The 26218-nt window shown below is 70.7% G+C and carries 26 protein-coding genes and 1 tRNA gene; 13 read left to right on the forward strand and 14 right to left on the reverse strand.

What is annotated here, in order from left to right; all coding sequences use genetic code 11:
* Positions 1–211: 211 nt before the first annotated feature.
* From thrB to argS, 5 genes are all read right to left on the reverse strand, one after another.
* Complete coding sequence (gene thrB / locus A3CE_RS0115460) at positions 212–1096, reverse strand: homoserine kinase (protein WP_020641001.1); 885 nt, start codon at positions 1094–1096, stop codon at positions 212–214.
* Between the two features lie 73 nt (positions 1097–1169).
* Positions 1170–2231 (reverse strand): threonine synthase, encoded by a 1062-nt coding sequence (gene thrC / locus A3CE_RS0115465; protein WP_020641002.1) that lies wholly within the window; start codon positions 2229–2231, stop codon positions 1170–1172.
* A 76-nt stretch (positions 2232–2307) separates the two neighbouring features.
* Positions 2308–3618, reverse strand: a complete 1311-nt coding sequence (locus tag A3CE_RS0115470; protein WP_020641003.1) for a homoserine dehydrogenase — start codon at positions 3616–3618, stop codon at positions 2308–2310.
* Between the two features lie 5 nt (positions 3619–3623).
* Positions 3624–5054, reverse strand: coding sequence for a diaminopimelate decarboxylase (lysA, locus tag A3CE_RS0115475; RefSeq protein WP_020641004.1), 1431 nt, complete (start codon positions 5052–5054; stop codon positions 3624–3626).
* A 3-nt stretch (positions 5055–5057) separates the two neighbouring features.
* The gene (gene argS / locus A3CE_RS0115480) at positions 5058–6719 is read right to left on the reverse strand and encodes an arginine--tRNA ligase (RefSeq protein ID WP_020641005.1); all 1662 of its coding nucleotides are present in this window, start codon (positions 6717–6719) and stop codon (positions 5058–5060) included.
* 196 nt (positions 6720–6915) lie between these two features.
* On the opposite strand from argS, the gene A3CE_RS0115485 reads away from it, so the two are divergent.
* Both A3CE_RS0115485 and A3CE_RS0115490 read left to right on the forward strand, forming a co-directional pair.
* Entirely contained in the window at positions 6916–7749 is an 834-nt protein-coding gene (locus tag A3CE_RS0115485) for a thioredoxin-like domain-containing protein (protein WP_020641006.1), read from the forward strand.
* Positions 7746–8453: a DUF305 domain-containing protein gene (locus A3CE_RS0115490; RefSeq protein ID WP_020641007.1), complete on the forward strand. Its 708-nt coding sequence runs from the start codon at positions 7746–7748 to the stop codon at positions 8451–8453. The genes A3CE_RS0115485 and A3CE_RS0115490 overlap by 4 nt, the downstream gene beginning before the upstream one ends.
* Here the strand turns inward: A3CE_RS0115490 and fxsT are convergent.
* The 5 genes from fxsT to A3CE_RS0115515 form a co-directional block, all read right to left on the reverse strand.
* A complete protein-coding gene (gene fxsT / locus A3CE_RS58625; protein WP_084641576.1) occupies positions 8450–9988 on the reverse strand; it encodes an FxSxx-COOH system tetratricopeptide repeat protein in 1539 nt (512 codons plus the stop codon). The genes A3CE_RS0115490 and fxsT overlap by 4 nt on opposite strands.
* Positions 9969–10118, reverse strand: coding sequence for an RIP homotypic interaction motif-containing protein (locus A3CE_RS58630; RefSeq protein WP_020641009.1), 150 nt, complete (start codon positions 10116–10118; stop codon positions 9969–9971). Before A3CE_RS58630 ends, fxsT begins: the two co-directional genes overlap by 20 nt.
* A 7-nt stretch (positions 10119–10125) precedes the next feature.
* A complete protein-coding gene (locus A3CE_RS0115505) occupies positions 10126–10470 on the reverse strand; it encodes an RIP homotypic interaction motif-containing protein (RefSeq protein WP_020641010.1) in 345 nt (114 codons plus the stop codon).
* A 66-nt stretch (positions 10471–10536) separates the two neighbouring features.
* A complete protein-coding gene (locus A3CE_RS0115510; protein WP_020641011.1) occupies positions 10537–11457 on the reverse strand; it encodes a cation diffusion facilitator family transporter in 921 nt (306 codons plus the stop codon).
* Between the two features lie 154 nt (positions 11458–11611).
* Positions 11612–12031 (reverse strand): MarR family winged helix-turn-helix transcriptional regulator, encoded by a 420-nt coding sequence (locus tag A3CE_RS0115515; protein ID WP_020641012.1) that lies wholly within the window; start codon positions 12029–12031, stop codon positions 11612–11614.
* Between the two features lie 106 nt (positions 12032–12137).
* On the opposite strand from A3CE_RS0115515, the gene A3CE_RS0115520 reads away from it, so the two are divergent.
* Positions 12138–12974, forward strand: a complete 837-nt coding sequence (locus A3CE_RS0115520; protein ID WP_020641013.1) for an SDR family oxidoreductase — start codon at positions 12138–12140, stop codon at positions 12972–12974.
* Here A3CE_RS0115520 and A3CE_RS0115525 read toward each other — a convergent pair.
* Positions 12971–14071: an epoxide hydrolase family protein gene (locus A3CE_RS0115525; protein WP_020641014.1), complete on the reverse strand. Its 1101-nt coding sequence runs from the start codon at positions 14069–14071 to the stop codon at positions 12971–12973. The genes A3CE_RS0115520 and A3CE_RS0115525 overlap by 4 nt on opposite strands.
* 149 nt (positions 14072–14220) lie before the next feature.
* Here A3CE_RS0115525 and A3CE_RS0115530 point away from each other — a divergent pair.
* The 3 genes from A3CE_RS0115530 to A3CE_RS0115540 all read left to right on the forward strand — a co-directional run bounded on the left by A3CE_RS0115530 (position 14221) and on the right by A3CE_RS0115540 (position 16790).
* Positions 14221–14293, forward strand: a tRNA-Arg gene (locus A3CE_RS0115530).
* A 740-nt stretch (positions 14294–15033) separates the two neighbouring features.
* Positions 15034–16194, forward strand: coding sequence for a right-handed parallel beta-helix repeat-containing protein (locus tag A3CE_RS0115535; protein ID WP_020641015.1), 1161 nt, complete (start codon positions 15034–15036; stop codon positions 16192–16194).
* Between the two features lie 320 nt (positions 16195–16514).
* Complete coding sequence (locus tag A3CE_RS0115540; protein ID WP_020641016.1) at positions 16515–16790, forward strand: YggT family protein; 276 nt, start codon at positions 16515–16517, stop codon at positions 16788–16790.
* Here the strand turns inward: A3CE_RS0115540 and A3CE_RS0115545 are convergent.
* The gene (locus A3CE_RS0115545; RefSeq protein ID WP_020641017.1) at positions 16787–17446 is read right to left on the reverse strand and encodes a TetR/AcrR family transcriptional regulator; all 660 of its coding nucleotides are present in this window, start codon (positions 17444–17446) and stop codon (positions 16787–16789) included. The two genes, A3CE_RS0115540 and A3CE_RS0115545, sit on opposite strands and share 4 nt — an antisense overlap.
* 111 nt (positions 17447–17557) lie before the next feature.
* Here A3CE_RS0115545 and A3CE_RS0115550 point away from each other — a divergent pair, with 111 nt between their 5' ends.
* Both A3CE_RS0115550 and A3CE_RS0115555 read left to right on the forward strand, forming a co-directional pair.
* Positions 17558–18745: an FAD-dependent monooxygenase gene (locus A3CE_RS0115550; RefSeq protein ID WP_020641018.1), complete on the forward strand. Its 1188-nt coding sequence runs from the start codon at positions 17558–17560 to the stop codon at positions 18743–18745.
* Between the two features lie 68 nt (positions 18746–18813).
* Positions 18814–19800 (forward strand): MCE family protein, encoded by a 987-nt coding sequence (locus A3CE_RS0115555; RefSeq protein WP_026468509.1) that lies wholly within the window; start codon positions 18814–18816, stop codon positions 19798–19800.
* 208 nt (positions 19801–20008) lie between these two features.
* Here the strand turns inward: A3CE_RS0115555 and A3CE_RS0115560 are convergent, their stop codons facing one another.
* Complete coding sequence (locus A3CE_RS0115560) at positions 20009–20743, reverse strand: class I SAM-dependent methyltransferase (RefSeq protein WP_026468510.1); 735 nt, start codon at positions 20741–20743, stop codon at positions 20009–20011.
* Complete coding sequence (locus tag A3CE_RS0115565; protein WP_020641021.1) at positions 20740–21648, reverse strand: proteasome assembly chaperone family protein; 909 nt, start codon at positions 21646–21648, stop codon at positions 20740–20742. The genes A3CE_RS0115560 and A3CE_RS0115565 overlap by 4 nt, the downstream gene beginning before the upstream one ends.
* Before the next feature lie 194 nt (positions 21649–21842).
* Here A3CE_RS0115565 and A3CE_RS0115570 point away from each other — a divergent pair, with 194 nt between their 5' ends.
* The 5 genes from A3CE_RS0115570 (at position 21843) to A3CE_RS0115590 (ending at position 26199) form a co-directional block, all read left to right on the forward strand.
* Positions 21843–22394, forward strand: coding sequence for a PH domain-containing protein (locus tag A3CE_RS0115570; RefSeq protein WP_020641022.1), 552 nt, complete (start codon positions 21843–21845; stop codon positions 22392–22394).
* Positions 22395–22450: 56 nt separating this feature from the next.
* Complete coding sequence (locus tag A3CE_RS0115575) at positions 22451–23971, forward strand: PH domain-containing protein (protein WP_020641023.1); 1521 nt, start codon at positions 22451–22453, stop codon at positions 23969–23971.
* An 81-nt stretch (positions 23972–24052) separates the two neighbouring features.
* Positions 24053–24748, forward strand: coding sequence for a 3-keto-alpha-glucoside-1,2-lyase-like domain-containing protein (locus tag A3CE_RS0115580; protein ID WP_020641024.1), 696 nt, complete (start codon positions 24053–24055; stop codon positions 24746–24748).
* A gap of 130 nt (positions 24749–24878) precedes the next feature.
* On the forward strand, positions 24879–25664 hold the full coding sequence (locus A3CE_RS0115585) for an IclR family transcriptional regulator (protein ID WP_026468513.1): 786 nt from the start codon (positions 24879–24881) through the stop codon (positions 25662–25664).
* The gene (locus tag A3CE_RS0115590) at positions 25654–26199 is read left to right on the forward strand and encodes a GNAT family N-acetyltransferase (protein ID WP_260473721.1); all 546 of its coding nucleotides are present in this window, start codon (positions 25654–25656) and stop codon (positions 26197–26199) included. The genes A3CE_RS0115585 and A3CE_RS0115590 overlap by 11 nt, the downstream gene beginning before the upstream one ends.
* The last annotated feature ends 19 nt before the right edge of the window (positions 26200–26218 follow it).

Raw genomic sequence — 26218 nt, forward strand, 5'->3', positions numbered from 1 at the left:
ACCCGCCTGCGTCCCTCCGCGTTACCCCGCGTGCCAGGCGGTGCGGATTCGGCGGATCGACGAAGGATGCGATCCGGAGGATTCCCCGGGACCGGCATCGGGTGCGGAAACGCACGGTGATCGAACGCCCCCGAGGGTAGACCGCGCGGGTGCCGGGTGCAACAACCACCCCCCGCGTGGCGGGTCCGGCGGCAGGCACGTGACCCAGCCTTTACTGAGCCGCAACCTGCACACCCGTGAGATCCACGGGCAGCTCGAAGACGTCGAAACCTGCAACGCCGACCTCCGCCGGAAGTATTCCCGCGGTGGTCAGCGCGAGCACCGTCGGACCGGCGCCGGAGATGGCGGCGGCCACGCCGCGTGCACGGAGCGTCGCCACCAGCTCCGTGCTCGCCGGGTATGCGGGAGCGCGGTAGTGCTGGTGGAGCCGGTCCTCGGTGGCCGCGAGCAGCAGCTCCGGCTTCGCCGTCAGGGCGTGCACGGCGAGCGCGGCGCGGCCGGCGTTGTGCGCGGCGTCGACGTGCGGCACGGACGACGGCAGCAGGCCGCGCGTGGTCGCGGTGGCCGAGCGCACCGACGGGACGGCGACGACCGGCCGGACCGACGCGTGCGGCGCGAGCCGCTCGGCGTGGAACCGCCCGCTGTCGCTCCAGGCCAGGACGAGCCCGCCGAGCAGGCTCGCCGCGGCGTTGTCGGCATGGCCTTCGAAGCCCGCGGCCAGCTGCAGCGCGTCGAATTCGTCGATGTCCCGGCCCGCCAAGGCGTACCCGGCGGCGACGCCGGACACCACCGCGGCCGCGGACGAGCCGAGCCCGCGCGCGTGCGGGATCGCGTTGAAGCAGCGCAGGTGCAGGCCCGGCGGCTCGACGCCGAGGTGCGCGCACGTCTTGCGGATCGCCCGCACGACCAGGTGGGTCTCGTCGGTGGGGACGTCCGCGACACCACCGGCGCCGGCGTCGATCACCTCGACCTTGAGCCCGCCGTCGGTGACCTGCACCTCGACGACGTCGTAGAGGCCGAGCGCCATGCCGAAGGCGTCGAAGCCCGGCCCGATGTTCGCCGTGGACGCCGGGACGGTGACCTTGAACCCGGTCACGAGAGCGCCCCCATGTGGCGTTGGTTGCGCTGGACGCACCGAACGCCACATTGGGGCGTTCGCCGGCCGGTGCTCACCGCAGGTCCAGGGCCGCCGCGACCGCGGACGGGTCCACGGCCAGGGGTTCGACCTCGACGTTGCCCGCCAGGGCCGTCTGCGGGTCCTTCAGGCCGTGTCCGGTGACCGTGCAGACGACCCGCGAACCGCGCGGGAGCCTGCCGTCGGCGGCCGTCGCGAGCAGGCCCGCGACGCTCGTGGCCGACGCCGGCTCGACGAACACGCCTTCGCGCGCGGCCAGCAGCCGGTACGCCTCGAGAATCTTCTCGTCCGTGACGGCTTCGAAGAGCCCGTCGGACTCTTCCTTCGCCGCCACCGCGGACGTCCACGACGCCGGGCTGCCGATCCGGATCGCCGTGGCGATCGTGTCCGGGTCGCGCACCGGCTCGCCCAGCACCAGCGGCGCCGCGCCGGCCGCCTGGAAGCCGAACATCCGCGGCGTGTTCTTCACCACACCGTCGGCCGCGTACTCCGCATACCCCGCCCAGTAGGCGGTGATGTTGCCCGCGTTGCCGACCGGCAGGCAGTGGATGTCCGGCGCCGTGCCGAGCACGTCGCAGATTTCGAAGGCCGCGGTCTTCTGGCCGGCGATGCGCACCGGGTTCACCGAGTTGACCAGGGTGACCGGGTAGTCGCTCGCAGTCTTGCGAGCCAGCTCGAGGCAGTCGTCGAAGTTGCCGTCCACCTGCAGGATCCGCGCGCCGTGCAGCACGGCCTGGGCGAGCTTGCCCATGGCGATCTTGCCCTGCGGCACCAGCACGGCACAGGTGAGGCCGGCCCGGGCGGCGTAGGCGGCGGCCGAGGCGGAGGTGTTGCCGGTCGACGCGCAGATGACCGCCTTGAGGCCGCTCGCGAGCGCGTGCGTGATGGCCACGGTCATCCCGCGGTCCTTGAAGGATCCCGTCGGGTTGGCGCCTTCGACCTTGAGGTGGACCTCGCAGCCGGTCAGCTCGGACAGGTGGTGCGCGGGCAGCAGGGGCGTGTTGCCCTCCCCGAGCGTGACGATCCGCGCGCCGTCCGGGACCGGGACGCGGTCCCGGTACGCCTCGATGAGCCCGGGCCAAGGGTGCCTGATCATGCGATCGCCTCGCTCCGCGAGACAGCGTCTGATCCTTTTTGGCGCATGATGTCCATGGTTCGCTCGCAAGCGTCGCTCACTGGTCTTCGCCTTCCACCCGCATCACGCTGACAACTTCGTGGACGACGTCGAGCCGGCTGATTTCGTCCACAGTGGACTCGAGGGCGGCGTCCGGGGCCTGGTGGGTCACCACGACCAGGCTCGCGCGGTCGCCGACGTCGCTCTGCCGGACCGCCGCGATGCTGACGCCGTGGTCGGCGAACGCCTGCGCCACCTGGGCCAGCACACCCGCGCGGTCGGCGACGGAAAGGCTTACGTGGTACCGGGTCGGGGTCTGCCCCATCGGCCGCACCGGCAGCGCCGCGTGCGCGGATTCGCGCGGGCCGCGGCCACCGACGACCCGGTTGCGGGCCACCGCGACGAGATCCCCGAGCACCGCGCTCGCGGTCGGCGCGCCGCCCGCGCCCTGGCCGTAGAACATCAGCTCGCCCGCCGCGTCGGCCTCGACGTAGACGGCGTTGAACGCGCCGCCGACGCCGGCGAGCTGGTGGCTGCGCGGGATCATCACCGGGTGCACACGGGCGGAAACCGACTCGACACCGTCGTCGTCGGTGACCCGCTCACAAATGGCCAGCAGCTTCACCGTGCGGCCGAGTATCCGGGCCGCGCCGAGGTCGGCCGCGGTGACATCGGCGATGCCCTCGCGGTGCACGTCCGAGGCGGTCACCCGGGTGTGGAAGGCCAGCGAAGCGAGGATCGCGGCCTTCGACGCGGCGTCGTAGCCGTCGACGTCGGCGGTCGGGTCGGCCTCGGCGTACCCGAGCCGGCTGGCCTCGTCGAGCGTCTCGGCGTAGCCGGCGCCGCTGGAGTCCATGGCGGACAGGATGTAGTTGGTGGTGCCGTTGACGATGCCCATCACGCGGGTGATGCGGTCGCCGGCGAGGGACTCCCGCAGCGGGCGCAGCAGCGGGATGGCCCCCGCGACCGCGGCTTCGAAGTACAGGTCGGCGCCCGCGGCGTCGGCCGCTTCGAACAGGTCCGCGGAATGCTCGGCCAGCAGCGCCTTGTTCGCCGTGACGACGGACTTCCCGGCCTTCAGCGCGGCGAGCAGCCAGCCGCGCACCGGCTCGATCCCGCCGACCAGCTCGACCACGACGTCGACCTCGTCCGATGTAACGAGCTTCTCGGCGTCGGCGGTCAGCAGCTCCGGCGGCAGCTCGGGGTGCTTGTCCGGGCGGCGGACCGCGATACCGGCCAGCTCGACCGGCACGCCCGCCCGCGCGGCCAGCTCGCCGGCCTGCTCGGTGAGCAGCCGGGCGACCTCGCCGCCGACGGTTCCGCAGCCGAGCAGGGCGACCCTGATGGCACCTTCCTGTGGGGCAGCCACTGTGTTCAGACCTCCAGGCGCAGCATGTCGTCGGTCGTCTCCCGCCGCAGCAGCAGCCGGGAGCTGCCGTTGCGCACCGCGACCACGGCCGGGCGCGGCTGCCGGTTGTACGTGCTCGCCATCGAGTAGCAGTAGGCGCCGGTCGCCGCGACCGCCAGCAGGTCGCCGGGAGCCAGCGTGTCGGGCAGCCAGCAGTCTCGTACGACGATGTCGCCGGATTCACAGTGTTTTCCCACGACCCGGGACAGCACGGCTGGGACCGGCTGGTCGTTGTCGGCCGCGGAGCGGGAAACCAGCCGGACGTCGTAGACCGCGTCGTAGAGCGCGGTCCGGATGTTGTCGCTCATCCCGCCGTCGACGCTCACGTACCGGCGCGACAGGTCGTCCCCGAGAGAGACGTCCTTGATCGTGCCGACCTCGTAGAGCGTGATCGTGCCCGGACCGGCGATCGCGCGGCCCGGCTCGCCGGCGATGCGCGGCACCGGCAGGCCCGCGTACGCGCACTCCTTGCGGACGATCTCGCGGATCTGCGTGATCATCTGCGCCGGTGGTGGCGGGTTGTCCTTCTCGGTGTAGGCGATGCCGAACCCGCCGCCGAGGTCGACCAGGCTCAGCTGGTCGAGCAGCTCCGGGCCGTGCTCCTTGGCCAGGTCGCCGAGCAGCCCGACGACGCGGCGGGCGGCGACCTCGAAGCCGTCGGCGTCGAAGATCTGCGAGCCGATGTGGCTGTGCAGGCCGACCAGCTTGAGTGAACGAGCGTTAAGCACGCGGCGCACGGCTTCGGCGGCGTCGCCGGAGGCCAGCGAGAACCCGAACTTCTGGTCCTCGTGCGCGGTCGCGATGAACTCGTGCGTGTGCGCCTCGACGCCGACGGTCACCCGGATCAGCACGGCCTGCACGACATCGTGGCGGGCGGCGATGTCGGCCAGCCGGGCGATCTCGAAGTAGGAGTCGAGCACCACCGTCCCGACACCGGCGAGGATCGCGGCTTCCAGTTCCGCGGGCGACTTGTTGTTGCCGTGGAAGGTGATCCGCTCGGCCGGGAAGTTCGCGCGCTGTGCCACGGCCAGTTCGCCGCCGCTGCAGACGTCCAGGCTCAGCCCCTGCTCGGCCACCCAGCGGGCGATCTCGATGGACAGGAACGCCTTGGACGCGTAGTGCACGAGCGACGGGTCGTCGAACGCCTCGGCGTAGTCCGCGCACCGGGACTTGAAGTCGGCTTCGTCGACGATGAACAGCGGCGTGCCGTGCTGCTCGGCGAGCTCGCGGACGTCGACGCCGGCGATCCGGACGACGCCGTCGCTGCCGCGGAAGGTGTTGCGCGGCCACACTTTCGCGGGCAGCTTGTCGAGTTCCTCGACCCCGGACGGCTGAAGCCCGGAGGTGTCGGCGTGGGTATAGACGTCGGCGTGCCGTGGGCCCGCGGGGTGCGCCATTTCTTACATCCGTTCCGGAGCGGAGACACCGACCAGCGCGAGGCCGTTGGCGAGCACCACGCGCGCCGCCTCGCAAAGAGCCACCCGGGCGTAGTTGGCCGGGGTGGCCTCCTCGTCGCCCTTGGGCAGCACGCGGGCCTCGCGGACCGCGTAGAACTTGTGGAGCGCGCCCGCGAGCTCCTCCAGGTAACGCGCGATCCGGTGCGGCTCCCGCATTTCGGCGGCGCGGCGCACGGTTTCCGGGAACTCGCCGATCGTGCGGATCAGGTCGCCCTCGACCGGCAGCGTCAGCCGGCCCAGGTCGGCGTCCTCAGTGGACTTGAGGCTGAGGTCCGCGGCGCCGCGCAGCATCGTGCACAGGCGCGCGTGGGCGTACTGGACGTAGTAGACGGGGTTGTCGTTGGAGTGCTTGCGCAGCAGGTCCAGGTCGACGTCCAAAGTGGAGTCCACGGAGTACCGGATCAGCTCGTAGCGGGCCGGGTCGACGCCGACGGCCTCGACGAGGTCCTCCATGGTGATCACGGTGCCCGCGCGCTTGGACATCCGCACCGGCTTGCCGTCGCTGACCAGGTTGACCATCTGGCCGATGAGGACCTCGACCGTGGCCGGGTCGTCGCCGAAGGCCGCGGCCGCCGCCTTCAGGCGGGCGATGTAGCCGTGGTGGTCCGCGCCGAGCATGTAGATGCAGAGGTCGAAGCCGCGGTTGCGCTTGTCCTTGAAGTAGGCCAGGTCACCGGCGATGTAGGCCGGGTTGCCGTCCTGCTTGATGACGACACGGTCCTTGTCGTCGCCGTATTCCGACGACTTCAGCCACCAGGCGCCCTCGTTGAAGTAGAGGTTCCCGGAGTCCTTCAGCTGCTGGACGGCGGCGTCGACCGCGCCGGACTCGTGCAGCGAGTTCTCGTGGAAGTAGACGTCGAAGTCGGTGCCGAACTCGTGCAGGCTCTGCCTGATCTCGGTGAACATCAGCTCGATGCCGATCCGGCGGAACGTCTCGTGGCGCTCGGCCTCCGGGAGGGAGAGCGCGCTCGGCTCGGCCTTGATGACCTCGGCGGCGATGTCGTTGATGTAGCCGCCCGCGTAGCCGTCCTCCGGCGCGGGCTCGCCCTTCGCCGCGGCGATCAGGGACCGGACGAACCGGTCGATCTGGGCACCGGCGTCGTTGAAGTAGTACTCGCGGGTGACGTCGGCGCCCTGCGCGCCCAGCACCCGGCCCAGCGCGTCGCCGACCGCGGCCCAGCGGGTGCCGCCGAGGTGGATCGGGCCGGTCGGGTTCGCCGAGACGAACTCGAGGTTGATCCGGGTGCCGGCCAGCGCGTCACCGCGCCCGTAGGCGGCGCCGGCGTCGAGCACCTGGCGGACGATGTCGCCCTGCGCGGCCGCGGCGAGCCGGAAGTTGAGGAACCCGGGGCCGGCGACTTCGGCCGAGGCGACGCCGTCGTCCGCCGAGACCGCCTCGGCCAGCGCCTCGGCGAAGTCGCGGGGCTTCAGCCCGGCCTTCTTGGCCACCTGGAGGGCCAGGTTCGTCGCGTAGTCGCCGTGGTCGGGGTTGCGCGGGCGTTCGATGGTCACCTGCTCCGGCAGCACGGCGTCGTCGATGCCGCGTGCGGCGAGCACCTGCACGGCGGAGCTGCGGACCAGGTCGGCGAGAGCGGCGGGAGTCACCTGCCGAATTCTAGGTGTGCCCAGGTCCGGCGCTCGCAGCGGTCTCGGGCATGTCACGGCCAGTGGCACTGTGAGGTGTTAACGGTGATCAGACGGGTGGCCCCTACACTGGCCGGGGCGGGAATCCGTCCGCAGCCACCAGAGGGAGAACGCGGGAGCCATGGCGAACGGGACAACTCGGAAAAAGGGGTCGGCGGTGAAGGCGGCCCGCGGTTCCGTGGTGAGCAAGAAGGGCACGCCCTGGGGCACGATCATCGCCGTCGTCGCCATCGTGGCACTGGCCGCTTCGGTGATCATCTACTACATGGTGCAGTCGGCGCCGAAGCGTGAGCAGGCCGACCGCGAGGCCGCCGCCGCGTCGTTCGCGCCGTCCGCGTCGAACCCGGACCCCTCGAAGGGCATCCCCGGCGTCGTGACCGCGGACTACAAGGGCAGCGTGCACATCCTCCCGACCGAGCGCGTCGCCTACGACAAGACCCCGCCGTTCGGCGGCCCGCACGACGGCTACTGGGCGGCCTGCACCGGCATCGTCTACCCGAACGCGGTGCGGACCGAGAACATGGTGCACGCGCTCGAGCACGGCGCCGTGTGGATCGCCTACAACCCGCAGCAGATCACCGGCGACGCGCTGAACCTGCTCAGTGTCCGCGCCAAGGGCAAGCCGTACACGATGATGTCGCCCTACCCGGGCCTCGACAAGCCGATCTCGCTGCAGTCGTGGGGCCACCAGCTGAAGGTGGACGACGTCAACGACGCCCGGATCGACGAGTTCATCGCGGCCCTGCGCACCAACCCGAACGGCGTCTACCCCGAGGTCGGCGCCTCGTGTGACGCGCTCGGCCCCGGCCAGTTCGACCCGGACAACCCGCCGCCGTTCGACCCGTCGAAGCCGGGCAAGGACGCCAAGCCGATGGACTACAAGGGCACTGCGGGCGCGCAGCAGGAGCAGGGCGGCATGAACCAGCAGCCTTCGGGTGTTCCCGCGCCTTCCACCGGCGCCCCGGCACCCTCGGCGACGCCGACCAAGTGACGTCCGAAGAAACCGAGGCCGGCACCGAGCAGCCCGCCTGGTCGCGCTGGGTGATCATCGGCGGGACGCTGCTCGCGGTCCTGCTGATCGGCGCGACGGCGGGAATGTTCCTCACCCGGACGATCGACAGCGACCCGGCTGCCACCCCGGCAGCCGGGTCGGTCGAGGTCGGCTTCGCCCAGGACATGTCGACGCACCACCTGCAGGCCGTGACGATGGCCGGCTGGGCCCGCGACCACTCGACGGACCCGGAGGTCCGCCAGCTGGCGTTCGACATCGAGCGCACCCAGCTGGAGCAGGTCGGCCGCATGAAGGGCTGGCTCATGCTGTGGGACAAGCCGGAGCAGCCGATCGGCGCACCGATGCAGTGGATGACGGAGCCGATGCAGGGCCACGACGGCGGCATGTCGATGGCCCCGTCCTCGCTGAACCCGGCGGGCGGCCCGCTGATGCCGGGCATGGCGACGGACGCGGAGCTGGCCAAGCTGCGCTCGCTGTCAGGCAAGCAGCTGGACGTCTACTTCCTCCAGCTGATGCTCCGCCACCACCAGGGCGGCACGGCGATGGCCCAGTACGCGGCGTCGCATTCGAGCCTGCCGGCGTTGAAGGCCCTGGTGAACAGCATGCTGACCTCGCAGGGCGCGGAAATGGACCAGATGAAGCTGATGCTCTCCGCCCGCAGCGCCCAGCCACTGCCCGCCTAGTCCGCTTTCTCGAGGGCTCTGAGGTTTCGGGCGGTAGCGACGGTATCGGGGTGGTTTCCGCCGAGTACGTACTCGCTGCGAGCGAGAACGTCCCGGTAGACATCACGGGCCTGCTGGTACTCACCCAGATTGGCGAGAGCAGCACCCAGGTTGTGGGCGGAGAAGAGGGTGTCGGGATGATCTTCACCCAGTAGACTCTTGCGGCGGGCATACGTCGCTGTGTCGAGTTCGAAAGCCTGCCGATGTTCACCCAAGTCGGCGAGGACCCCGGCGAGGTTGTGTGCGCGTCGGAGGGTGCCGGAATGGTCGTTCCCGAACAAATCACGACTTGACCGATAGCTCCGATCGGCCAACGGCAAAGCACTTCGATAATCGCCTCGGCTGCGTAGATATACGGACGCAAGGTCGAGGACGTTCGCGACTTCCTTGCACACGGCTGTCAGATCACGGGTTTCGTCGGTCACGGCGAGGATATGAGGCAACAACTGTCGCCAAAGTGGCCACGACGCGGGGTTGTTCCACGGGTAGGCGGGAAGCCCTGCTTCAAGAACCCGAACAGCGATCACGGGCCAGTCATGGTCGCCGTCGCGTGCACGCAACCACGCCGCCGGCACGCGGTGGAGCTGCACCGTGGTCGCCGTGACATCAGCCATGCCGCGCACCCGCAAAACAGTCGTGATGTCGGCGAACGCGAGCGGATCGCGCACGACCGCCGCCAGCTCTTCGGGCAGCTGATCAGCCTGCTGAGTCAGCAACGTGAGCGGCACCGGTTCCGGAGCCAGCCAAGCGACGAAGGTCAGCGCAAGCAGGGCCGCGGGATGGTGTCGTTCGAGGTACTCGAACGACAGGGTCCAAGCAGCGGCGACCGAGGTCGGATACCCGCTGGTTCGTTCGCGCCGGTCCAGCAGTTCCTCGATGCGCTGAGCGTGCAGTTCGAGATAGGCGTCCGCAGTCCACCCGTTCGCGGCGAGGAGCCAGGCGGCCTGGTCGACCGCCAACGGCAGGTCCCCGAGCACCTCGGCGACCCGGTCGGCATCCGCGTCACTCAGCTCAGGAAGCCGCGATCGCAGCAACTGGACCGACTCGGGACGCGTGAACTCCCGCACCGGCAGGCTCGCGGCGACCCCGGCCCAGTCCGGGTTCCGGGACGTGATGATCACGTGCCCATCGCCGCCGGGGAGGAACGGCTGCAGCGTCGTGGCGTCCTCGGCGTTGTCGAACACCAGCAGCCACCGGTCACGCGCGCGCAGCATGCCCAGCAGCCGGGCCAGCGCGACCTCGGAAGAGTCCTGTTCGGTGGCGAGGTCCAGCGCACGGGCGAGGTCGGCCAGGCGCCCGGCGATGAGATCCGGGTCTTCGGACGGGACCCACCAGGCCACGTCGTAGTCGTCGTAGTAGCGGTGGGCGTACTCCAGGGCCGTCGTGGTCTTGCCGACGCCGGCCATCCCCTGGACGGCTTGCACGACCGCCGGCTCCCCCGAACACAGTGCGTCTCGCAAACCAGTTAACAACTGTTCACGACCGGTGAACTCCACCGTCCGCGCCGGAATCCGGCCACATCGACCCCCACGCGATCCGCGGGTGGACGTGCATGGTGTTGCCGTCGCCGATCTGCACGCCGCGGCTGCCGGCGAGGTGGATCCGGGGCGCGGAATCCTCGGTCATCGGAGGGTCAGAAGGTGAGGTTCATCGTGTTGCCGTCACCGATCTGCACACCCTTCGAGTCGGTGACCGTGACGTTGTACTTCCCCGCGCGCGTGCCGTCCGGGTCCGCCTCGCGCAGCACGGCCCGCGCGGCTTCGAGCACCTCGGCGTCGTCGCCCACGTTAACCGCGGCTAACTCCGCCGCCAGCTCGCCGGGATCGTCCGCCAGCTCCTCACGGTCGAGGAGACGCCGCACGCCGGACTTCAAGCCGGCGTACGCGTCCTTCACCGCCGCCGTCGCCGTGTCCTTCGCCCCCGCAGCCGCGCCCGCCGCCAACGCGGTCACCACCAGTTCCACAGCTTCGATCGCCACCGCACACCGCTCCCAGAGTCGAGTCGTCTCCGGACAGTCTCCCCGGGCCGGGCCGCTGTTACAGCGTCACCAGGAGAGTTCCTGGCAGCGGCGCGCGCAGTGCGGCGCCTCCACCTGCAGGGTGGCGTGCTCGATCGCGTACCGGGACGCCAGCAGGTTCTGCGCTTCCGTCAGCACGTCCGATTGCTTCGCGGGCGGTGCGAGCGTCAGGTGTGCCGAGGCCACCTCCATGCCCGAGGTGAGCGTCCAGATGTGCAGGTCGTGCACGTCCGCCACCCCCGGCAGCGCGGACAGCTCGGCGTTGACCGCCCCGACGTCGACGCCCTGCGGCGCGTGCTGGAAGAGGATGCGCAGCGCGCGCCTGGCCAGCGCCCAGGTGCGGGGCAGCACGAACAGCCCGATCGCGACACCGATGATCGGGTCGGCGTAGCGCCAGCCCGTGAACAGCGTCAGCGCGCCGCTGATCAGCACGCCGACCGAGCCGACCAGGTCGGCCAGCACTTCGAGGTACGCGCCGCGGACGTTGAGGCTCTCCTTCGCGCCCGAGCGCAGCACGGCGAACGAGATGAGGTTGGCCACCAGACCGGCCGTCGCGGCCAGCAGGACGGGCAGGCCAGGCACCGCGGGTGGGGCGCCGATCCGGCCGATGGCCTCGACCAGGACGTACCCCGCGACGCCGAAGAGCAGGACCGCGTTGGCGAGCGCCGCGAGCACCTCCGCGCGGTAGAGCCCGAAGGTACGGCTGACCGTTGGCCTGCTGCGCCGCGCCAGGACGATGGCGGTCAGGGCCATGCCGACCCCGAGGACGTCGGTGAACATGTGCGCCGCGTCCGAGATCAGGGCCAGCGAGCCGGTCGTGAAGCCGACGACGAACTCAAGCACCATGAAGCCGGCGCCGACGCCGAGGGCGATGGCGAGGCTCCGGACGTACCGGCCCGACGCGCTCGCCGGTTCGATCGCGTGCCCGTGACCGTGTCCCTGCCCCATTCCGCCTCCGTTCCCGGTTCTCCGTCCGGCCAAACATATAGTCAGATGCGCATATATGCAACAGAGGGCAGCCTAAGTTCACCCACCCGAAAGCTACCCCGGCGCGCCCGTGGCGACCAATCCACCAGGCGGGGCTTCCCAGCGGACGGACTCGTCACGCTTCGACGTCGACCATCCGGCGCAGCAGGTCACGCAGCTTGACGCGGTCGGCGGCCTCGAGCGAGGCAAGGGGTTCGGCCGCGAACCCCAGCGACCTCCGAAAGTTTCGCGCCAGCACCGCACCCGCGGGCGTGGCCACGATGTTCTTGATCCGCCGGTCGCGCTCGTCCGGACGGCGCTCCACCAGGCCGCGCGCCTCGAGCCGGTCGATGATCCCGGTCACGTTCGAGCGCTCGGACTTCAGCTTCTCGGCGATCCGGTGCATCGGCAGCGGCTCCCCCAGCGCGGCGAGCACCTTGGCCTGGACCGTCGTCAGCCCCTGCGCGGCGGCCGCGGACTCGTACGAGGCGACGAACCGGTCGACGATCCGGCCGAGCAGGGTCACGACGTCGTCGGTGATCGGGTCAGCGCTCATGCGCCGAGTGTAGGCCGATAGTTGACTACGTGAACCATCCATGCCTATAGTGGTTTTAGTTCACTACATTAATCATCATCTACCTGAATCACATCGAGGTTCCGAGATGAGCAACGACCGCGTCGCCCTGATCACCGGCACGTCGACCGGGATCGGCCTCGCCACGGCGGTTCAGGCGGCCCGCGCGGGCTTCCGGACGGTGGCCACGCTGCGCAACCCCGCCCGCGCCGACCGCCTGCGCAAGGCGGCCGCCGACGCCGGCGTCGAGCTGGACATCCGCCCGCTCGACGTCACCGATGCCACGTCCGTCCGCACGGCGTTCGAGGGCGTCCTGGCCGACTACGGCCGGCTCGACGTCCTGGTCAACAACGCCGGCGCGGGCCACATCGGCACGATCGAGCAGGAGCCGGTCTCCGCGGTCCGCGAGACGATGGAGGTCAACTTCTTCGGCGTCGTCGAGGCGACGAAGGCCGCGCTGCCGGCGTTGCGCGCCAGTAGCGGCCGCCTCATCACGGTGAGCAGCGTCGGCGGCGTGATCGGCCAGCCGTTCAACGAGGCGTACTGCGCGGCGAAGTTCGCGGTCGAAGGCATGATGGAAGCCCTGGCGCCGGTCGCCGCGGCCCAGGGCGTCACCGTGTGCGTCGTCGAGCCGGGCGCGGTCGCGACCGAGTTCGTCAACAACGTCGGCCTCGACGAACGGCTCTTCACCGAAGCGGGGCCGTACACCGAATCCTTGCGGTCCTACATCGCCAGTGTCACGGAGAACTTCCAGAGCGCCCAGACGGCCGACGAGGTCGCCGCCGTGATCCTGGACGCGATGACGGCGGACGCGCCCGCGTTCCGGATCCAGACGTCGAAGTGGGCCGAGGACTTCGCGGCGATCAAGTTCGCCGACCGCGACGGCTCGGCCGTGCAGCGGATGACCGCCGGCTGGCTCGCCTAGCGCACCAGCCGGAAGAAGCCGCGGACCTGCTCGACGAACGACGCCGGCTGTTCGAGCGCGGCGAAGTGACCGCCGGCGGGCAGTTCCTCGAACCACCGCAGATCGGTGTAGCGCTGCTCGGCCTGACGCCGCGACGGCCGTACGATTTCCTTCGGGAACACCGAAACCCCGGCCGGAACATCCACAGTGGACGGATTGCCTCCGCTGTTCTCCCAGTACATCCGCGCCGACGAGGCCGCCGTCGCGGTGAACCAGTACGCGGAGATGCCGTCGAGGATCTTCTGCCGGTCGACGGCGTCCTCCGGGTGGCCGTCGTTGTCCGTCCAGGCCAGGAACTTTTCGACGATCCACGCGGCCTGGCCGGCGGGCGAGTCGGTGAGGCCGTAGCCGAGCGTCTGCGGGCGCGTGCCCTGCTGGCCGGAGTAGCCGCTGCCGGTCCGCCGGAACTCCTGCAGATCGGCCAGGGCCCGGCGCTCCGCGGGCGTCGGGTCGTCGACGTCCAGCCGCACGGGCGCGAAGTTGACGTGCACCCCGGCGACCCGCCCGAACGGCGCGAGCGCGTTGGTCACGGCGGCGCCCCAGTCGCCACCCTGGGCGCCGTAGCGGTCGTAGCCGAGCGACGTCATCAGCCGGTCCCACAGCTCGGCGACCCGCGGGATCTTCAGCGCGGGCTTGTCGCTCCACCCGAACCCGGGCAGCGACGGCGCGACGACGTGGAAGGCGTCGGCGGGATCCCCGCCGTGCTTTTCGGGCTCGGTGAGCGGCCCGAGGACATCGAGGAACTCCAGCACGGACCCGGGCCAGCCATGGGTGAGGACAAGCGGAAACGCCTCGGGATGCGGCGACCGGACGTGCACGAAGTGCAGCCCGACACCGTCGACATCGGCCCGGAACTGCGGGAAAGCGTTGAGCCGCGCGGCGAAGCCGAAGTCGTACTCCTCACCCCAGTCGCGGCACAGCTCGCGGAGGTAGGCGAGCGGAACCCCCTGCGACCAGTCCCCGACGGTCTCGGCCTCGGGCCACCGGGTCCGCCGCAACCGCTCCCGCAGATCGGCGACGTCGCCCTCGTCGAGGACTACCTGGAAGGGCTCGGCCATGTCCGCTCCTTCGGGTGGGCTTCCCACGCTAGCGACGTCGTGGTGAATCGATCAACTTCACGGACCTGACCAGCGGATATACCGGTCGAGGAACCTGCCCGCAGCGGCCGCGGAAGATGCGCTAAGCTTTCGGAGTCGCCCAGCGATGGGCCCTCGTAGCTCAGGGGATAGAGCACTGCCCTCCGGAGGCAGGTGTCGCAGGTTCGAATCCTGCCGAGGGCACCCCGTCTGAACACGCAAAACCGGCCCCTACCAGCGAGAACGCGGTAGGGGCCGATTCGCGTCTTACCCGGCTGACCACGGCGGACTATGGCCGAATCCGGGCGTCTGTGTGCGATGCGTGTGCGCGCCCACCGCGGCGGAGTGCCGAGCACACGCTCGATCTGCCGCTTGGCGGCCTCCTCCCTCCGTCGAGGACGCTGGCGTAGACCTCAGCAGCACGGCAACCGACTGGCCCGCCCACAGTGCGACCGTCGCGGCGGCACTCCGGCGGGCCAGCCAGGTGCTCACGGCGGCATGGCGGAGGTCGTACGGCCGGCGCGCCCATCGCGGCTGTCACCGAGGCGCCGGGTTCGAAGTCGCGAAGCACGAAAGACGCCAGGCCGGAGCCCGCCGTTCTCGGTGGCACGAAGGCGTTCGCGGCGTAGACACCGTGCTCGCTCGTCCGGGGCGGACCGGTCGTGCGGCCGCCTTGCTCGGGGGTCAGCCAAACCACCCGGCCGCGGAACGGGAACGGGACGTCGTCCAGGCGCTTCGGCGCCGGATGAGTATGCACTGTCGAAACCTGGCCCGGCACTCCCAGCTCTGAAAGCGTTTTCAGTACAGACGACCCGCTTGGCCCACTCGGACGCCGGGGGCCCGGTGCTACCGTCGGCTCACCGAAGATCCCGTTCCCGCGCCAGATGTCCGGGAGCGCTCTCGGATTCGGTGTTCCGCAATTCTTGCCCGCAAGGAGGCGCGCAATGAGTTCGTACGGAAGCATCAAGAAAGCGCTTACAGCAGCTGCCGCGCTGGTGACGGTGGCTGCGCTGGCACCGCCGTCGGCCGCCGCGGCCACCACTCTCTACGTGGCCCCCAACGGCAAGGACTCCGCCGCCGGCACGCAGGCGGATCCCACCACCCTGCCCTCGGCCCTCACCCGCGTCGGCTCCGGCGGCACCATCTCGCTGCGGGGCGGTACCTATTCCTACGCCCAGACAGTCACCATTGCGCCGACCAACAGCGGCACGTCCAGTGCGCGCAAGACGCTGTCCGCCTATCCGGGCGAGACGCCCGTGCTGAACTTCTCGGCCATGAAGGAAGATCCGGCCAACCGCGGTCTCGCCCTCAACGGGTCGTACTGGCGCGTCGCCGGCATCGTCGTCGAACGCGCCGGGGACAACGGGATCTTCGTCGGCGGGAGCAACAACGTCGTCGAACGCGTGGTGACCCGCTTCAACCGCGATTCCGGGCTGCAGATTTCGCGCATCGCGTCGAGCACGCCGAAGGACCAGTGGCCGTCGAACAACCTCGTCGTGAGCTCCGAATCCCACGACAACGCCGACTCCGACGGCGAGGACGCCGACGGATTCGCCGCGAAACTCACCGCCGGCCCCGGGAACGTCTTCCGCTACGACGTCTCCCACAACAACATCGACGACGGCTGGGACCTGTTCACCAAAACGGACACCGGCCCCATCGGCCCGGTGACCATCGAGGACTCCCTTTCCTACGCCAACGGCACCCTCAGCAACGGCACCGTCAACAAGAACGGCGACCGCAACGGCTACAAGCTCGGCGGCGACAAGATCGCGGTCAACCACATCGTCCGGCGCGACATCGCCTACCGCAACGGCCACCACGGGTTCACCTACAACAGCAATCCCGGGACGATGTCCGTTTCGGACAACGTCGCCGTCGACAACGCCGAACGCAACTTCTCCTTCGACACCGGCACCTCGGTGTTCCGCAACGACACGTCGTGCCGCTTCGCCAGTGGCGGCTCGAACGACAAGACCACCGGCAGCGTCGACAGCTCGGACCAGTTCTGGACCGGCAAGAACGGGTCCCGGTGCTCGTCGTACGCCGGGACGATGAAGTGGTCCTTCGCCTCGGACGGCCGGCTCGTGGTGACCTTCGGCTGACCCTGACCCTGACCCTGACCCTGACCCTGACCTGACTTCGGGCGTGGACCGGTCGCGTGGACCGGTCCACGCACGGCGTTCATTCAGGCCCGATCCCCCATTCGACACACCGGCCTCACGACGCGCGGTGATCCGGCCCTTCCCGCAGTAGCTCTGTGAACGCGTTGTTCACCGCGGGGCCCAGCGCCGCCGAGTCGTCGCCCGCCGACGCGCGGCCCGCGGGCTGTGCGCGCTCGATCCTGTTGAAATGCTGTGAACCGGACAGAACTGGCACTCCTCGCGCCGCCCGTGCGTTCTCGAGGTAGGAGAACGGAGGGATCATGGGTGCCTTGGGGACACTGCTGGGGTTCGCGCTGAGCCTGTACCTGCTCGTGCTGATCGCGCGGATGGTGCTGGACTGGGTCGGGATGGTGGCCGACACCCCGCCGTGGGCGCGGCGCGCCCGCGGCCTGGCCTACGCCGCCACCGAGCCGGTGATCGGGCCGGTCCGGCGGGTCGTGCGGCCGGTGCGGATCGGCGGGATTTCGCTCGATCTGGCCTTCACGCTGGTCTTCATCGGGGTGATCGTGCTGCGGGGGATCGTCTACGCCCTTTAAAGCGAGCCGCGGAAGCCCGCGGACAGCCGGTCGACGCTGCGCTCCAGTTCGGCGCGGAGCCCGCGCAGGTCGACGCCGTCGGGGTCGATCAGCGCCTCCATCGAGATCCCGCGCAGCTGCGCGAGCAGTGCCGAGGCGTAGGAATCGGGGTCGTGGACACCGGTGATCGACCCGTCCGCGACGCCGCTGGCCACGGTCTGGGCGATGGCGAACCGGAACCGGCGGTCGGCCTCCGTCAGCGCGCCGCGCAGGGCCGAGTACCCCGCCGCCGCGTCGCCCCAGAGGGCGAGGAACGCCTTGTTGAGCGTCGGCATCGTGCGGATCAGCTCGAAGATGATGTCCAGGAGCGCGCGCAGCATGTCCATCGGCGTCGCGGTGGCCGACCCCGTCCGGGCCGCCACCGCTTCGCTGTAGGCGTTGGTGAACTCTTCGACGGCGTGCTCGACCAGCCGCTGCCCGAGCCCGTCCTTGTCACCGAAGTGCTGGAAGATCACGGACCGCGCGTAGCCGGACCGGGCGCAGACGGCCCCGATCTTCAGCCTGCCGAACCCTTCGTCGGCGATGAGGTGCGCGGCGGCAGCCAAGATGCGCGCCTCGACGATCTCCTCGCCGTCTTCCTGGATCCGGCCTGCGGCGGAACGGTCCACGCGGGTCATGTTAGCGACTGCAACCGCGCACCACTGGCCGAGCCGTCAGCGGATGGTGCGGGGACCGTCAGCGGCCGTGGGCAGCCTCGGGTCAGCACACCGACCCGAGAGGAACTGAAGATGACCACCAAGACCGTGCTCGTGTCCGGGGCCGGCATCGCCGGCCCGTCCGCGGCCCACTGGCTGCACCGCGTCGGCTACCGCGTGACCGTCGTCGAGACCGCGCCGGGCCTGCGGCCCGGCGGCCAGGCCGTCGACTTCCGCGGCGAACAGGTGAAGCTGCTGGCCGCCATGGGCATCCTCGACGAGGTCCGCCGGTACGAGACGGCGATGGGTGACCAGACCGTCCTCGGCCTCGACGCGCGGCCCGCGCTGACCGTGCCCGGCGCCGCCTGGAGCGGGGAGGTCGAGATCCTGCGCGGCGACCTCGCGCGGATCCTGTACGAGCACACCGCCGGTCACACCGAATACGTCTTCGGCGACCGCGTCACGGGCCTCACCGAGACGGCGGACGGCGTCGAAGTCACCTTCCGCCACGGCGCGCCGCGGAAGTTCGACCTGGTCGTCGGGGCCGACGGCGTGCACTCCGGTGTGCGGGCCGCCGCCTTCGGGCCGGAACGGGACTTCCGGCGCGACCTGGGCTTCGGCATCGCCGGGTTCACCGCGCCCAACCACCTGGGCCTGGACCACACGAGCGTGATGTACAACGAGCCCGGCCGGGGCCTGAGCGTGGGCAGCCACCGGCTGCCGGACCGCCTGCACGTCGGCTTGGTCTTCGCCGCGGACGGCGTGGAGTTCCCCCGCAAGCCGGCCGAACAGCGCGCGCTCCTCGCGGGGTTGTTCGCGGACACCGGCTGGGAGACGCCGAAATTCCTCGAGGCGCTGCCCACGGCCGACGACCTCTACGTCGACTCGATCAGCCAGATCCACCTCGACCGCTGGGCGAAGGGCCGGGTCGTGCTGCTCGGCGACGCCGCCTGGTGCGCCGGGCCCGGCGGCTCCGGCACCGGGCTCGCGATGATGGGTGCCCAGGTGCTGGCCGGCGAGCTCGCGGCGGTCGGCGGCGACCACGTGACAGCGTTCGCGAAGTACGAGGCGCGGCTGCGCAAGCCGGCCACGGTCGGGCAGAAGAACGGCAAGGGCGCCGGCAACTTCCTCGCGCCGCGCACGGCCGCGAAGATCCGCAATCGCAACCGCGCCTACCGGATGCTGAACACGCGGCTGTTCGGCAGCATCTTCCTCAAGATGACCGACCGGGCGGCCAACGCGCTCGAGTACCGCGAGTACCCCGCGCTCACCGCCGCGTGAGGCCCGATCTTCGTCTCATCGGGGGATCCGGCTGGCGGCCCGACGTGAGGTGCGTCACTCTTGACGCCATGTCAATACGTCGGGCCGCCGATGCCCCGGTCAGGACGGCGCTCGTCGGCCTGGCCGTGCTGGCCCTCGGCGTGCTCACCGCGCTCAACGCGCGGTCCCTTCCGGTGATCGGCGACGGGACGACCTATTCCGCCGAGTTCGGCGAGACGGCCGGGCTGATCGAGGGCAACGACGTCCGGGTCGCCGGCGTCGAGGTCGGCCGCGTCTCGGACATCCGGCTGAGCGGGGACCACGTGCTGGTTTCGTTCAAGGTCAAGGGTGCGTGGCTGGGCGACGCGACGGGCGCGGCGATCCGGCTGAAGACCGTGCTGGGCCAGAAGTACCTCACCCTGGACCCGCGGGGCGACGGGACGCTCGACCCGGCGAAGCCGATCCCGCGGGTACGCACCAGCGTCCCCTACGACGTCCTCGCGGCGTTCGGCGAGCTGTCGTCCACTGTGGACCGGATCGACACCGCCCAGCTGGCGAAGAGCTTCGACACGCTGTCCGCGACGCTGGCGAACACACCGAGGAGCGTCCGCGCCGCGCTCACGGGGCTGTCCCGGCTGTCGGACACGCTCGCCACCCGTGACCACCAGCTCGCCACGCTGCTGGGCAACACGCGGGTTGTCTCCCAGACGCTTGTCGACCGTGACGCGGCCGTCCGGCAGCTCTTGGCCGACGGCAACCAGCTGCTCGCCGAAGTGAGCAACCGCGAAACGGCGATCAGCGCGCTGCTCGACGGCTCACGACAGCTCGCGACCGAGCTGTCCGGGCTGATCAGCGACAACGACACGCGGATCGGCCCGCTGCTCACCCAGCTCGACCAGCTGACGTCGATGCTGCAGCGCAACCAGGACGCCATGGCCGCCGGCATCAGGGCGTTCGCGCCGCTGGTCCGGCTCGGCACGAACATCGCCGGCAGCGGCCGGTGGATCGACGGCTACCTGTGCGGGCTCCTCCTGCCGTCGTTCGGGCCGCTCAACGAGGAGGGCTGCCACGGCTGATCAGCCTGGCACTCCCCTGGGCGGCGGCACACAGGGTCGTCTCCCCCTGACCGTCCACTGTGTACAGATCGCAGCGGCAGGTGGCGCCGGAACGCCCGGCCCGCACCACGACGGCACGGGCCCGGTCCCCAAAGTCTTGAATGACCCATTCAAGACCTCCGAAGACCTGAATGAGTCATTCAGGACCTTCGCCCTCGCCGCCGCGACGTTAGGCCACGATGAGCCGGAAGCCCGCGTCCCACTCCGGGCGGTCCAGCAGGTCCGCGTGCTCGGCGTGCCAGCGCCCCGACTCCAGGTCGGCTCGCAGCCGGGCCATCCCGCGGTCCACCGCGGCCGGCGCCGTCTGCGCGAGCGCCGAGCACGACCGGCGCACGGCCGGGTCGAGGTAGGCCTCGGGACGCCGCCAGTACGCGGGGAAGACGCCGTCGGTGAAGTCCCACGGCACCGGCAGCTCGATCATCGACGACGCCCCGAGCGCCTCCGCGATCTCCGGGGCCGAAGGACGCGACTGTTCCAGCGAAGCCACCTCCGGAACGTACTCACGCACCAGCCAGAAGTCGTTGTGCAGCCGGGTGTCGTAGGCCAGGACGACCTGACGGCGCGCGACCCGGCGCAGCTCGGCGAGGCCGCGGCGCCAGTCCGGCCAGTGGTGCACGGTCAGCACCGCCAGCGCGGCGTCGAACGTCGCGGCAGCGAACGGCAACGCCTCCGCGACCGCGCGCACCACCGGCGCGGCGCCGGGACGGCGTTGCCGGATCATCTCCATCGACGGCTCGACGGCGGCGACCCGCCGCCCGTGCGGCTCGTACGACCCGGTCCCGGACCCGACGTCGACCACCGTGCCCGCGTCACCCAGCGCCTCGAGCACCGGCGCGAGCCATCGCGGGTCCGTACGCCTCCCCAGCGTGTAGCCGACGCCGATCTCGTCGTAGCGTGCCGTCAGCGCTCATCCCCGTTCTGCTCCGCGAGGAATCGCTCGAACTGCGAGCCGAGCTCCTCCGCGGTCGGCATGTGCTCGACCGACTCCGCCAGGAGGCTGCCCCGCTCGGAGGCTTCGATGAACGTGTCGTACTGCCGTTCCAGCGCGCGGACGACGTCGGCGATCTCGTCGGACTCCGCGACCTGGCGGTTGATTTCGGCGTCGGCCAGCTCCGCGGCCGCGCGCAGCTCGCCCTCGGCCAGGCTCAGCCCGGTCGCGCGGCTCAGCGCGTCCAGCACGATCAGCGACGCGGCCGGGTACGTGGACTGCGCGAGGTAGTGCGGCACGTGCGCGGCGAAGCCGGCGGCGTCGTGGCCCCACTCGCCGAGCCGGTACTCCAGCAGCGCGGCCAGGCTGCCCGGCACCTGCAGCCGGTTCGGCAGCGGCTGGTGGTCGCCGACCAGGTCCTTGCGCGTGGCGTGCGCGGTGACGCCGAGCGGGCGTGTGTGCGGTGCCCCCATCGGGATGCCGTGGAACCCGGCGGTCAGCCGGACGCCCCAGCGCTCGACGAGGTTGCGGACCGCGCGGCAGAACCGCTCCCAGTCGTGGTCCGGCTCCGGGCCGGACAGCAGCAGGAACGGCGTCCCGTCACCGTCGTGCAGCAGGTGCACGACGAGTTCCGGCGCGTCGTAGTCTTCCCAGTGGTCGACCGCGTAGGTCATCGTCGGCCGGCGCGAGCGGTAGTCGATGAGCCGGTCGACGTCGAACCGGGCGATCACCCGGTGCTCGCCGCCCAGCAGGTGCTCGGCCAGCAGACGGCCCGCCGAGCCGGCGTCCATGAACCCGTCGAAGTGGTGCATCAGCACCGCCCCGGTGAGGTCCGGGACGTCCGAATCCACCTCGTACAGGTCGTCGGGATCGAGTCCCACCGGGTCCTCCTGCTCGCATTCTTTTGGGGGGTCCGGGTGGCAGAGCCCCCGGCCCGGGGCGGAGCCCCGGTTGTCACAGCCGATACATCGATGCTTCAAGCACAACACAGCCCGACCGGGAATCCATTCCACCGTCGGTGTCGCAGATCGTAACGGCAGGCCATCGAAGCTGGACTGGATCGCCATCGTGACACATGTCGTGGGCACGCAAGCCGCCGATCGGGCAGGCTTGTGCCGTGAGCGAACACACCACGAACACGGCGCTGCGGCTGCGGCCGCCGGCGCACCGGGTCAGCCGCCGGGCCATCGGCTACTGGACGGTGACCGCCGCGATCTTCTGGGTCCTGCTGATCGGCGTGCAGACGGTCATCGTGGTGACCAGCGACGAACCACCGTCCTTCTTCGCCGTCACGCTGGTGATCTCCTGCGTGCTCGGCCCGCTGCACCTGATCGTCATGCCCCAGTGGCGCTACCGCGTGCACCGCTGGGAAGTCACCGGCGAGGCCGTCTACACGCAGGCGGGCTGGCTGAAGCAGCAGTGGCGGATCGCGCCGGTCTCGCGGATCCAGACCGTCGACATCGAGCGCGACCCGTTCGAGCAGCTGTTCGGGCTGGCGAAGATCACCGTCACGACGGCGTCCGCGGCGGGCCCGCTGCGCATCTCGGGCTTGACGCACGACCGGGCGCTGGAGCTGGCCGACGAGCTGACGAAGACGACCCAGGCCGTGCGCGGAGACGCGACGTGAGCCCCGCCGACGCACTCTCTCCCGCGGAGGCGGCAGAAAACACAGCCCAAGCTGCCGTGACCCCGCCCGCCGAAGGCACGCAGGACGCGCCGTGGCACCACCTCGACCGGCGCATGCTGCTCATCCGGCCCGTGCTGGACCTGGTGAAGTCGCTGCCGGTGCTGCTGGGCGCGCTGCTGTTCGGCCACGGCGAGCCGTGGCAGTGGATCGGCCTCGTCTTCACCGCGGTCGCCGTGTTCACCGGTGTCTCGCACGTGCTGACCTCGCGCTACCGGATCACCGAGGCCCAGGTCGAGTGGCACACCGGGCTGCTGCTGCGCAAGCAGCGGGCCATCCCGCGCGACCGGATCCGCACGGTCGACGTCACTTCCGAGCCGAAGCACCGGCTGTTCTCCCTCGCCGCCGCGCGGATCGGCACCGGGCGGCACTCGCACGGCAAGGGGCCGGGCAAGGACGAGCTCGTCCTGGACGCCGTCACCACCGCCGAGGCCCAGCGGCTGCGGACACTCCTGCTGCACCGCAAAGCCGAGGCCGTGGCGACGGAGACCGCCGCCGCGCCGCCGGAACAGCTGATCGCCGCGGTCGACAAGCGGTGGCTGCGGTACGCGCCGTTCACGCTGTCCGGGCTGGCCGTGGTCGGCGCCACCGTCGGCACCGTCTACCACTTCGCGCACGAGCTGCACTTCGACCCGATCCAGTTCTCGCTGGTCCAGACGGTCGTCGGGCACTTCGCCGACACGCCGGCCTGGGTGAGCCTGGTGCTGGCCGCCGCCGGGCTGCTGGTGCTCGTCTCGCTGCTGTCGATCGGCGGGTACGTGCTGTCGTTCTGGAACTTCCGGCTCACCCGCGAGCCCGCCGGCACGCTGCACATCCGGCGCGGGCTGATCACCACCCGGTCGGTGTCGATCGAGGAGGACCGCCTGCGCGGCGCCGAAATCCGCGAGCCGCTGCCGCTGCGGCTGGCCGGCGGCGCCCGCTGCGTCGCCATCGCCGGCGGGCTGCGCGAAGGCAAGGGCGCGGACAAGGGCGGCGGCCTGCTGCTGCCGCCCGCCCCGCTCGCGCGGGCGCACGAAGTCGTCGCGGACGTGCTCGGCGAGGACCCGGTCGCGACGCCGCTCACGCGCCACCCGCGCCGGGCGCTGTACCGGCGGCTGTCGCGGGCCGTCCTCGGCGTGCTGCTGCTCGCCGCCGCGCTCTACGGGCTGGCGTGGCTCGGCGCGCTCCCCGACTGGCCGTGGCAGGCCGCGCTCGGGCTGGTGCCGTTCGCCGCGCTCGTCGGCTGGGACCGCTACCGCGGCCTCGGGCACGCCTTCACCGGCCGCTACCTGGTGACGCGCTCGGGCTCGCTCGACCGCGGCACGGCGGCGGTGCGCTGCGACGGGCTGACCGGGGTCGTCGTCGAACGCTCGTACTTCCAGCGCCGGGCCGGGCTGGTCACGGTGATCGCGCCGGTGGCCGCGGGCAAGGGCAAGTACCTGGTGCTCGACGTCGGCGAGAGCGACGGGCTGGCCCTCGCCGATCGGGCCGTTCCGGGCCTGCTGACGCCGTTCCTGACCGGTGAGCGGGACCGCGGTTGACGTTTCACCGGCGCGGCTCATAGCGTGCATTACGCCGTCCGAAACCTCGACCGCAGTTCGCGTTCACGAGAGGACGGCAAGATGTTCCGGAAGCTCTTCGGTGTGCTGGCCGCGGGAATCGTCGTGGCATCAGCCCTGGCGCCCACCGCGGCAGCCGCGGAAAACCCCTACGGCGACCCCAACCTGGTCTCGATGTTCGACGGAACCGACCTGAGCCCGTGGACGTCGTCGAAACCGGGTTTGTGGTCGGCGAAGAACGGGGTCATCCACGGAAACGGCACCGCCCGCGGCTGGTTGTACTACAACAAACAGCAGGTCGGCACGTTTCGGTGGATATTCAATGTCCGGCAGGTCAAGGGCAACCACAAACCGACCGTGCTGATCTGGGGCACCACCGACCCGATCCGTGACGCGCTGAGCGCCATCCAGTTCCAGCCGCCCAACGGCGGGCACTGGGACTACCGGCCGGGCCACAACGACGGTGGCGGGAAACTGTTCAAGCAACTGTCCCACACCAAGATCGACATCAAGAAGTGGGCGCAGTGCGAGCTGATCGGCGACATGACCACCGGCGTCGCCCGGATGGCGTGCTGCCCGCTCACGGGAACGGCCGCGACGTGCAAGGGCGTCGAAGTGCTGCAGTTCACCGACAAGACCGCCGGACGCGTCGGCCCGCTCGCGCTGCAGGTGCACAACTCGGGGATCCAGGACGAGTACCGCGGGCTCTACGTCGAGTCACCCGTGGTGACGAAACCCGGCGAGTTCCTCACGATGTGACGCCGTCTCCGGTGGCGGCCCCTTTCCTGGGGTCGCCACCGGGGATTGCTGGCCTTTCTTTCACACAACGTGCTAATTTATTCACCCCGTGTGATAGCGAAGGTCGTTTTTGTCTCACCGAGAGGTCATGATGACGCCTGCCGTCAGTGCCGTCGACGGTTCCGCCACCACTTCCCCGCGCCGTACCCCGGGTGCCAGCAGTTCCCGCAAGGTCCTCCAGCTGCTGCTGGCCTTTTCGGAGCGCCGGTGGGAGGCCAGCGTCGCCGAGCTCGCCGCGACGATCGGCAGCCCGGTCGCGACGACCTACCGCTACGTGGCCCTGCTCAAGGAGCTGCAGCTGCTCGAGGAGGGCCGGGCGGGGCACTACCACCTGACCAGCCAGGTGATGCCGCTGGCGCGGGCCGCGCAGCTGGCCAACGACCTGGTGCGGCTGGCGAGGCCGTCGATGGAGGAAGCCGCACGGGAGCTCGGCGAGACGGTGATGCTGTTCCAGCAGTTCGGCGACACCGCCGTGTGCGCGGACCGCGTCGAGTGCGACCGCGCCATGCGGTTCACGTTCGAGCCCGGCCATTCGATCCCGCTCGGCCTCGGCGCGTCCGGCAAGATGCTGCTCGCGCTGCTGCCCGAGCTGGAACGCGAACGGCGGCTGACGTCGATCGTGGACCGGTACGGCACCGCCGTGCGCGACGAGCTGAAGCACGCGCTCGAGAACCGGTTCGCGGTCAGTTCCGGGGAGATCGACGAAGGCGTCTGGGCCTGTTCGGTGCCGGTGCCGACGATCGGCAGGCGGCCGACCGTGCTGAGCATGGCGGGCCCGGCCGCCCGGATCACCGAAGAGGCCCGGCAGATCGCGATCACCGCCCTGCAGGAGTACGCGATCCGCATCCAGCGGACGATTTCCTCTTATTCGCTGTGAAACCGCCGCCGGGGCGCGTAGAACTGCCCGGGTGATCCGGCTCGCGCGCCCCGACGACCTGCCCGCGCTGATCGACGTCGAACGCGAGGCGGGCGCGCTCTTCCGCGACGTCGGCATGGCGGCGATCGCCGACGACGACCCCGGCTCGGTGGCCGAACTGGCGGGGTACCAGTCCGACGGGCGCGCGTGGGTGAGCGTCGACTCCGGCGACCGGCCGGTGGCCTACCTGGTCGCGGAGGTCGTCGACGGGCACGCGCACATCGAACAGGTCTCGGTGCGGCCGTCGCACGCACGGCGCGGGCTGGGCAGCGCGCTGATCGAGACGCTCACCGACTGGGCTCGTTCTCGCGGGCTGCCGGCGTTGACGCTGACGACGTTCGCGGCCGTGCCGTGGAACGCGCCGTACTACGAGCGGCTGCGGTTCCGGGTCCTGCCGGAGGCGGAACTCGGCGACGGGCTGCGGGCGATCCGCCGCACCGAAGCCGCCCGCGGCCTGGACACCTGGCCGCGTGTCGCCATGATTCGACCACTCTGACCTGCGGTTTTACTTCTCG

Source organism: Amycolatopsis balhimycina FH 1894 (assembly GCF_000384295.1).
In the GTDB taxonomy this organism is placed as follows: Bacteria; Actinomycetota; Actinomycetes; order Mycobacteriales; family Pseudonocardiaceae; genus Amycolatopsis; species Amycolatopsis balhimycina.